Annotated in this window: 6 protein-coding genes; 4 read left to right on the forward strand and 2 right to left on the reverse strand. The window is 44.4% G+C overall.

The features are described 5' to 3' along the window. Positions 1-702: 702 nt before the first annotated feature. On the reverse strand, positions 703-1,185 hold the full coding sequence (locus HKI82_RS17160; RefSeq protein WP_171138692.1) for a helix-turn-helix transcriptional regulator: 483 nt from the start codon (positions 1,183-1,185) through the stop codon (positions 703-705). Further along, on the reverse strand, positions 1,170-2,531 hold the full coding sequence (locus HKI82_RS17165) for a type II toxin-antitoxin system HipA family toxin (RefSeq protein WP_171138693.1): 1,362 nt from the start codon (positions 2,529-2,531) through the stop codon (positions 1,170-1,172). Before HKI82_RS17165 ends, HKI82_RS17160 begins: the two co-directional genes overlap by 16 nt. A 1,015-nt stretch (positions 2,532-3,546) precedes the next feature. On the opposite strand from HKI82_RS17165, the gene hcp-2 reads away from it, so the two are divergent. The 4 genes from hcp-2 to HKI82_RS17185 all read left to right on the forward strand — a co-directional run bounded on the left by hcp-2 (position 3,547) and on the right by HKI82_RS17185 (position 8,562). Next, complete coding sequence (hcp-2, locus tag HKI82_RS17170) at positions 3,547-4,065, forward strand: type VI secretion system effector Hcp-2 (RefSeq protein ID WP_020432677.1); 519 nt, start codon at positions 3,547-3,549, stop codon at positions 4,063-4,065. A gap of 120 nt (positions 4,066-4,185) precedes the next feature. Continuing rightward, complete coding sequence (locus tag HKI82_RS17175) at positions 4,186-6,165, forward strand: type VI secretion system Vgr family protein (RefSeq protein ID WP_104965430.1); 1,980 nt, start codon at positions 4,186-4,188, stop codon at positions 6,163-6,165. Then, on the forward strand, positions 6,162-6,947 hold the full coding sequence (locus HKI82_RS17180; RefSeq protein WP_024374503.1) for a DUF4123 domain-containing protein: 786 nt from the start codon (positions 6,162-6,164) through the stop codon (positions 6,945-6,947). The genes HKI82_RS17175 and HKI82_RS17180 overlap by 4 nt, the downstream gene beginning before the upstream one ends. Beyond that, a complete protein-coding gene (locus HKI82_RS17185) occupies positions 6,937-8,562 on the forward strand; it encodes a hypothetical protein (RefSeq protein ID WP_001277662.1) in 1,626 nt (541 codons plus the stop codon). The genes HKI82_RS17180 and HKI82_RS17185 overlap by 11 nt, the downstream gene beginning before the upstream one ends. The last annotated feature ends 164 nt before the right edge of the window (positions 8,563-8,726 follow it).

Raw genomic sequence — 8,726 nt, forward strand, 5'->3', positions numbered from 1 at the left:
ACACCCAATGAATCTGAACTACTGTATTGGAAAAACTCTAAAACCGTGGCCAAATTTAGTTGACCACTACATAGGGGATCTATTCATGGCTTAATTATTTATGGGTGGTTGTATTAGCATTAGGTATAACTTTGTTAGTTGCAAGCCCTTTAATACTTAGGGTTGTAAGCCAATTTAAGCTAGTAAATCGCTCTTATTGATTTGAAAATAAACGGTATTTCTATTTTTAAGAAACTTGTTGTGAGAGGTTGTTAACACTTAATAGGTAGGAAAAAGGGATGTTAACAATGCCAGTTTATGACTAAAAGTTTAGGGTTTCTCAGAAGTGCAACACCAAAAGCTATCTAAAGTAGGATTAATGTAGGTCTATCCGAGTGCTGTACTTCTTGTAGACCAATAAGTTCAAGACGTTTCACTGCGTTTTAACTGGCAGCTAGATTGTGTATTGCGAGTAACTTTCTATGAGCTCTTTTCCTATACAGAAATGTGTAAGTAGCGCATGTTTTAGTACCAATTGTTAGCACAAACAACCTAAACCTAGATGTATAAATACAAAAAGGGCGATAACTCATAGAGTTATCGCCCTTTCCAAACGTTTGGTGGGAGTTTAAATGGTTTCTCACTTTTCATAGATTCAGTAACTTATATTGATGTTACCAATTTGCAATTTAATCTAAAGCAATAGCGCTGATACTGAGTGTTTTACCTATCCTCACCATCTATTAATAGCGACTTTAACGCATCGGGAGAAGAAGGGAGTAGTCCGACTTTTAAGCCAAATGGTTTGAATACCTTGTTTAGAATCTCTGTATTATAGCTGCCCCGATCATTCTCTATATCTGAGAGTGTTTTTCTTGAGACATCGACAAGTCTTGCGAATACATCCTGTTTCAGTCCCAGTATATTAATGCGTAAATTTTTCAGCGCTTGGCCCTGTGTTAGCTCTCCAAGCAATAAGTGTTTGATGATTTTGTTTGCCTCGGTTTTGCGTTCTGCTGCACTTACTGCTTTGGCGTTTTTTGAGGCTTTCGATCTCGTTGGAGTATCGAGTTGTGTTTGCTCTTTGATCGAATGAGTTACATTCTTCCCAATCTTGGGCTGCTGTTTATTTCGGTTTGCTCTTAGACGAGCTACCGTATCTTTTACGGACTCCTTATTGCTTGGCTTTTTCATAGCAGTCCCCATTTAGTGAGCTTTTCTGATATATGATTAAGTCCAACGGCTGGCATCTCCAAGATTTGTTCTGGCACTCCTCGTAAAGCGAGTCTCTGCTTTAGGCCTACGCATTTACTTGCTGTAATCGCTAGCTCTTTTAATAACACTTCCTTGGGCACGAGATCAGATAAGGTGTCTGCTATTCCGACGAAGTCGTAAGTTCCGCCTACCTCAAGTGGGGCTTTCCATTTTGTTGTTCTTGGAATTCCTTCAGGATCAGCTTTCATTGGTGCGAAATCGTAAATGGGAGCAAGTTTTATGACTCCATCACCCTTTAAGAATGAAGTATTTCTGCCGTGGTTGTCACTATTACCAAACAAGATGTTGAGTAGATCTCTCTTAACCCATTCAATGACGAAAGCTTGAGTATCAAAGCTATATCCTTTGTGTTTAACCATATTGCTTTCAGTAATTTTTTCTATGAGAGTTCGGATTGTTGTTTCGTGATCAAGAGTGACCCCAGCGCCTTTGTTCAAAATGGAATACACAGATTCCATGCCAAATCTCTCGACTTGTTGATCAATAATTTGAACATCAAATCGAGGAAGCCATAAGGAAGGGTAGTTTAATCCTTCCTCCAAGCGCATACCGTCGGTGGAGATCGTTTCAACTCCCATTTCAGTTAGCTCGTGGTAGAAGTAGAACTCAGCTCTTAGAATATTGCAGTCGATGGTGCTTCTTGAGCCTCTAGGGTACTTTACTAAGTAATGTAAGTCGTAGTTGCTATTGTCATCTTGGTATGGATCAATCCATATTTTTTCGCTGCCAGAACTATGATCGAAACCAGATCGGAGGATTAGTTTTGGCGCTTCACCTCCAGCCCCTGTTGCACCACCTGCGGCTGCCCCTCTTTGCTGTGCATAGTCGAGGAAATCACCTGCTCGATTTTTAACATCATCAACAGAGAAATAGAGGTTGTCTGCTACTTCGTAGCGTTCAGGAAGGGAGTCTTTTATTCTTAAGTTACCAATAGGCGACATCGTGCCAAATTTGAGCAAGACATAGTCCTGTTCATCAGAACTAAGATCTTCAATATCCAGGTATTTAACCCAGTACCGTCTACTAGCACCGCTAGGCATAATATCGTCTAGAAACGTTAACCATCCAGGTTTACCTATGTCATCAAAAAAGAATGAGACAGGGTGGTTTAGTGAAACAGCGTGAAAGTCATCTTTATCGTGATGTTCTAGCGCATAGTCGCCGAGGTAGTTGAGTTCAGTCACTCGGAAATTATGTTGGCTACTTTTAGGGAATGAGATGATACCAATATCTATCCATTCACCTCTGATAAAAGCTTGTATGGTTAGTTCTTCCATCTACAACACCTCTACTTATCAATGAGTAAAACTTTACTCTTATAGTTCCTTTGTTTCAAGTTTTGAGTAACTATTTACTCATTGGTGTGTGGGTAGAATGCTTATGAGTAAATTATTACTCATAACTGTAAGGGAAAATTGATGATGAACAGAATGGATTTTTTTAGCAATGAAAGCTGCTATATGGAGTGGGGCGTTAATTGTTTGTTCAGTTATGCAGGTTGTTCGCAATTCTGCATCCTCAATACCCAACACTAAAGCAGTCTACAATGCTAGTTTTGAAATCATTGGCTGAGTCAGAAGAAATTGAGCTGATAAACTCTTATAAATTCAGAATTAAAGGCAAGGCTTTAAATACATGGAAAACCTAAATCTTGATGCAACTGAAAGAAAAAGAATTAGTGTCACTATGTGGTTGACTGCAGTTTTAGCTGTTACTGCCCTTTTCCAAGCAACGCTAAGTTGTTACGGATTTGGAGCTAAACCTAGATGCTATTGTTGGAGGAGGCTAGAACTAGATTACTCAATTGTTTAGTGACATCCTCACGACAATGAAGAATGGCGTAATGAGTATTCTTGAAGCTATGGTGTTCTGGAAGTAAAGTGTGGCACTTATACAAAAACAGCGCTATCCCAAAAGGCGCTAACCCATTGAAATAGCGCTGTTTCCAAACGTTTGGTGGGCTGGCGTAAGTTGATCTTGTTTGGTAATTTATTGAATTTTAATGTTTTATTTCGATTCTGTTTTTAATTTGGTTACTAAGATGGTTACTAAAATAAAACGCTTTAAATATTTAAGTGTTTTTAGCGATCTATCGTTGATGACATTTATCTGACTTTTCGATGCGTCGTAAGCAACAAGTTGCCCAGTTGGCAAGTTATTGCTTGAAAGTGGGAAGTTTTTTGTGCCTTAAGACTATATTTTGTTTCAGTCTTCTGAATTTTGCTTGGTTTCTAGTTTGGCATTCTTCTTGTAGTAGTTGGTTGAATATCTTTACTTACTAAAGGAAAAACGATGCCAACTCCATGTTATATCTCTATCGAAGGTCAAACTCAGGGCCTAATCACCGCTGGTGCCTGCACTGCGGATTCTATCGGCGATTCATTCGTTGAAGGTCACGAAGACGAGATGCTGGTTCAGCAATTCGATCACACAGTGACTGTTCCTACTGATCCACAATCGGGTCAACCATCTGGTCAGCGTGTTCACAAACCATTCAAGTTCACTGTTTCTCTGAACAAAGCCGTTCCTCTGCTGTACAACGCACTGGCGTCAGGCGAGAAGATGACCAACGTTGAACTGAAATGGTACCGCACGTCTATCGAAGGCAAACAAGAAAACTTCTTCACGACTAAGTTGGAAAACGCGTCTATCGTAGATATCCAATGTGAAATGCCGCACTGCCAAGATCCAGCAAAATCTGATTTCACTCAGAACCTGACGGTCTCTATGTCTTACCGCAAAATCACGTGGGATCACGTGAACGCGGGTACTTCAGGCTCAGACGATTGGCGTAAACCAATCGAAGCGTAAGCCTTCCTGTTATTTCGGTGCTCATCATCCTGTGAGCACCTGAAACCTTAATCCCAAGTTATCCCGACGGGTGATTTGTGTTTAAGGTTTTTGTCTTTTATCTGAGAAAGGAGGAGCGCCATGGCGACATTGGCGTACACCATTCATGTTGAAGGGCTGAGCGATGATGCCCTTGTGGTCACAAAGTTTGATGGGCAGGAATCCTTGTCCTCCAGTACTTTTCATCATCGTCCGTGCTACGGCTTTTGCTATCATATTGACTTGGCAAGTCGCCAATCCAATCTCACCGCGGAGCAGATAGTCGACAGAAATGTAGAGCTCAGAATGTACCGTGACCAAAAGCTGGTTCAACGAGTACACGGCGTTGCCAGATCTTTTGTTCAGGGCGATACTGGTCATCATTTTACTCTTTACTCATTGACTCTCGTTCCCGCGCTTGAGCGTCTTTCCCTTCGTCATAACAGCCGTATTTTCCAATACAAAACAGTCCCCGAGATCATTTCCACTCTGCTGCAGGAAATGGGGATACAGGACTACGCCTTTTCTTTAGAGCGAGACTGCGCGCAGCGTGAATTTTGTGTTCAGTACCGTGAAACAGATCTGGCCTTTCTTCATCGTTTGGCCGCTGAAGAAGGTATTGTTTACAGTTTTGTTCATGAAGAAGGTAAGCACACTATTGCCTTTAGTGATTCAAGCGCGCTGCATCCATCATTGACCGAGCCAGTACCTTACAACGCGATGACTGGTGGCGCCGTTGATACACCATACATTAAAGGTTTTCGCTATCAGTCTGAGGCCGCAGTCAGTGAGGTCCAATTAAAAGACTACAGCTTCAAGAAGCCAGCTTATTCGTTCAGTCAGGCCGTTCAGGGAACGGATATGGACTACCAGCAAGCAAGATATGCGCATTTCGACGCGCCAGGGCGTTACAAGGATGATGTTAATGGTAGCGCCTTCGCTCGGGCCCGCATTAACTACCTACGACGTGAATCTCAGGTGGCTTCTGGTCAGAGTAACGAGCCACTACTTCGTGCCGGCTACAAGTTTACGCTGTGTGATCACTTGGACTCAGCTTTCAACCGAGACTGGTTATTGGTCTCGGTCAACCATCAAGGTGAGCAGCCACAGGCTTTGGAAGAAGAAGCTGGACAAGGTGCGACGACTTACTCAAACCAGTGGTGTGCCATTCCTGGCCATCAACACTGGAAGGCTGAACCCGAATCGTCCCCCAGAGTTGATGGCCCCATGATCGCCACGGTGGTCGGCCCCAAAGGCGAGGAAATCTTCTGCGATGAGCATGGGCGGGTAAAGGTGCATTTTCATTGGGACCGCGACAGTCAACAGGATGAACATAGTTCATGCTGGGTGCGCGTTTCACAAGGATGGGCGGGCAACCAATACGGGGTGATGGCAATCCCACGTATTGGGCATGAGGTGATTGTCTCTTTCCTCAACGGAGACCCAGACCAGCCGATCATTACCGGGCGCACGTATCACGCCACGAACAAATCGGCTTACGCTCTGCCTGAGCATAAGACCAAAACGGTACTTAGAAGCCAGACTCATCAGGGAGAAGGATACAACGAACTCAGCTTTGACGATCAGGCAGACCAAGAGCTGGTTTATCTGCGAGCACAAAAGAACTTGCAGGTTGAAGTTGAAAACTCTGCAGATACTCGCGTCAATTACGACCATGTGGTCAGTATTGGTCACAATGAGCAGAGAACGATTGCGCAAGACCGCTCACTGAAAGTGGAGGGGAAACAGCAACAAACAACGGTGGGAGACTATCTCAGCCAGATTCAAGGGGATGAGCATGAGTCTGTTCAAGGCGATTGGGCGAAAAAAATAGCGGGAGCTGTCGGCATCAACGCTAATGGGGACATCACACTCAAAAGTGAAAATAAAATCACCCTTCAAGTCGGGGGGAGTTTTGTCGTGATAGACAGCAGTGGCGTTGCCATTGATGGAGCAAAAATACTGATCAAATCCGGCGGGGCTCCGGGATCTCTTGCGCTGCCCACCAGCCCTGACGTTTTAGAAACGGCTGCAGCCAATGGCAGTGCATTTGTCGCCAACTGCCCGGGAGCGACGTCATGAAAATGACCCAGACTTTTGCTGTCGTTGATCGAGCCATAGAGCCGGATGTATTAGCCGTCTGTGACCGTCTTGAGTGCGAGTGTTGGTGTCTTTTCCCAGAGCCTGTGGATGATGAATTTGCTCGTGTGTCACCATACCTAGTCTGTGTTAACGCTGAACTGCTCAATTGGCTTAAACCCAAAGCGGCGCCTTGGGGATTCATTTTTGAGTCAGATGAGGATCCGAAAAGTCTGCGGGCGCACTTGAGAAGATTGTTGGATGTGGTCGTAGAGGAAAACTCTCAACGTTTGTTTTTACGCTTTTATGATCCGCGAATATTGTGGTCGTTGTTGAATGCATTCGCCCCACTGCGACTGAATCACTTTCTCGGGCCCATACAGTCAGTGAGAACGTTTTTTCCTCAGCAGGTACAGTCAGGATTTGAGCAATTAACGCCGTATCGTCCCTTTGGCTATGAGATTTATAGTCCGTTTCCGATATCACAAGGTCAATATGATGCGGTGCTCGATCAATGTCGTCTCAACTTAATTGCCGATGTCGCTTTGGTGCTTAACGATGACTCTGCAGAGTTCAGTGCTCAGTTAGTCAATCAACTCATCGAGTGGGATATCGCTCAGCCTGAGTCGATAAAACGTATTGCGGCATTATGCCAGGAGCAGAATGTAATGAGCTGGGCACTCTTCCCTAGTGACTGGCAAGTATCCTTGTCTCAAACGGATCTTTCATCGGATTTTCGTGTCAACAGCCTGCTGCATCAAGTAAGGAGTCAACATGTCTTGTAAGCATTTACCTGGCGAATCGTGTCATTGCAATCAGGCACTGCCTTGTTTAACTAGTTACCAGGTGGACAGTGAAGCGGGAAGTATGCAATACAAAGGCGGAAAATTTAATCGCCGGGACATCGGGGTTGTGGATAAGGGTAAAGGTGCCACTATTTCTGTGTCGGTGGTCGGAGATTGTTGTAGCGAGCTATCAACCTGTCCATCTGGCTATATTACTGATCATAAGAAATTTTCTGAGGCATTGTCCGCAACAGCCTGTCAACAGCACGTGTTAACCTACAATCCAGAACCAAGTCAGAGGATGGATCTGCTGGGGGCAATTCAAAATCTGTTGTCGGAGAAGAAAACCACTGGAGTACCCAGTACCCGCTATCAAATTTGCCTGACTCAATGCGCAGGAAAACCACAGCAACCAACAACGGTGTGGTTATCCCCGCCGGTTTCTTACTTGCTGGGCGTTAACCCGGCAGACAGCTTTGTAGATGTCTATCCGGCAATAAAAATTAAGTCGAGCCTGACGTTGTCGGGGAAAGCAACCAAGAAATCTATCTCTGATGAAGAGCGCTATGAAGCCTATCAGCACAAAGAACGCGCTTCCCAGTTTGATGGACTGAGCGTGCCGAGTGAAGAGATCCAACGAAAATTCTCTATCTCTGGTAGCTTCGCGATCCATGAAGGGAGCCATGTGACCAAGTATGGTTTGGGCTTCACGCACAAAGATTCCAATATCCCGGGCAAACCGAGCACGCGAGACCTCACCGCAGAGTTTGAAGGGATCAAGAAGAAGATGAATCTGGTTCGTGCTGCATGCAATATCGCCGATCAAATTCAATCGGGCTTGTACACCGATCAACCCGGAAAAGGGAAAGATGAAATCAAAGTCTTCAGCTATGAACTTCAAGCACCGACGCTCACGCTCGAAGGTGAGCAACGTCTTGAAATGATAGACAATGGGTTAGGTGTCACTGGTGATGTTACGCTCAAGTTGGCGCCGCTTATCGGCATTGAAATGAAGCTCGATATGCTGTTAGCCGCTGCAAAATATTTCAAAGCAGATAACATTATCAACGTTTTGAGAAAAAAAGCGGCAGAGCTGGAGAAAAAAGTAAAGGATGGTGGAAAAGGGGCGTACGCAGGAGCTGAGTTTGACATTAAGTTGGCAACGGCTCTGAACGCTCAGGGCACGATACATTATGCGGGTACAAAAGACCCCACATACGACTTCGAGACAAGCGTTGATGTCCCAATCTCTGGAAATTTGAATGTCCGTGGCGGGGCCAATGTGTGGGTGATGGAAGGCGCTTTTTTGTTAGACAGCCGAATCAAAGCAAAAGGGATGCTGGCTCTAACCACTGAAACTAAAGACCCAAAAGCCCAGGTAGACTTGGTATTTTACCATGATGGTATCTGGGCCGAGGTTTTTGTAGATAGTTCTTTTAATTGGGAGAAAGGAAAAGACACTGAATCATCGAACGGAAATTCTGGTAAAAACGGATTCAGGGGAGGGGGCATTGCTGAATCAAAACAGCAGTCATCTAGCCCTCCACAAAAATGGCAATGGGTTGAGGCTCAGAAGAAAAATACGTCACCTTACCGGGTCACTGTAATCGGATAAGCAGAGGAAAGAATGAAAAAGACCCTAATTGCAGCATGTATCGTTATGTTAGCAGCATGCTCAGGAGATAACGAATTAATGAACATCAGAGAGCAGGTATCTACCGTTGATATCCAGATTGAGAACGAAGGCCAAAAGCCAGATGTTCTATATACCACCAATAT

Origin of the sequence: Vibrio plantisponsor (assembly GCF_013041605.1) — a bacterium.
Lineage (GTDB): Bacteria > Pseudomonadota > Gammaproteobacteria > Enterobacterales > Vibrionaceae > Vibrio > Vibrio plantisponsor.

Coding starts and splice junctions, on each gene's coding strand:
- HKI82_RS17160 (WP_171138692.1), bottom strand. CDS start 1,185: ATGGGGACTGCTATGAAAAAGCCAAGCAATAAGGAGTCCGTAAAAGAT.
- hcp-2 (WP_020432677.1), top strand. CDS start 3,547: ATGCCAACTCCATGTTATATCTCTATCGAAGGTCAAACTCAGGGCCTA.
- HKI82_RS17165 (WP_171138693.1), bottom strand. CDS start 2,531: ATGGAAGAACTAACCATACAAGCTTTTATCAGAGGTGAATGGATAGAT.
- HKI82_RS17175 (WP_104965430.1), top strand. CDS start 4,186: ATGGCGACATTGGCGTACACCATTCATGTTGAAGGGCTGAGCGATGAT.
- HKI82_RS17180 (WP_024374503.1), top strand. CDS start 6,162: ATGAAAATGACCCAGACTTTTGCTGTCGTTGATCGAGCCATAGAGCCG.
- HKI82_RS17185 (WP_001277662.1), top strand. CDS start 6,937: ATGTCTTGTAAGCATTTACCTGGCGAATCGTGTCATTGCAATCAGGCA.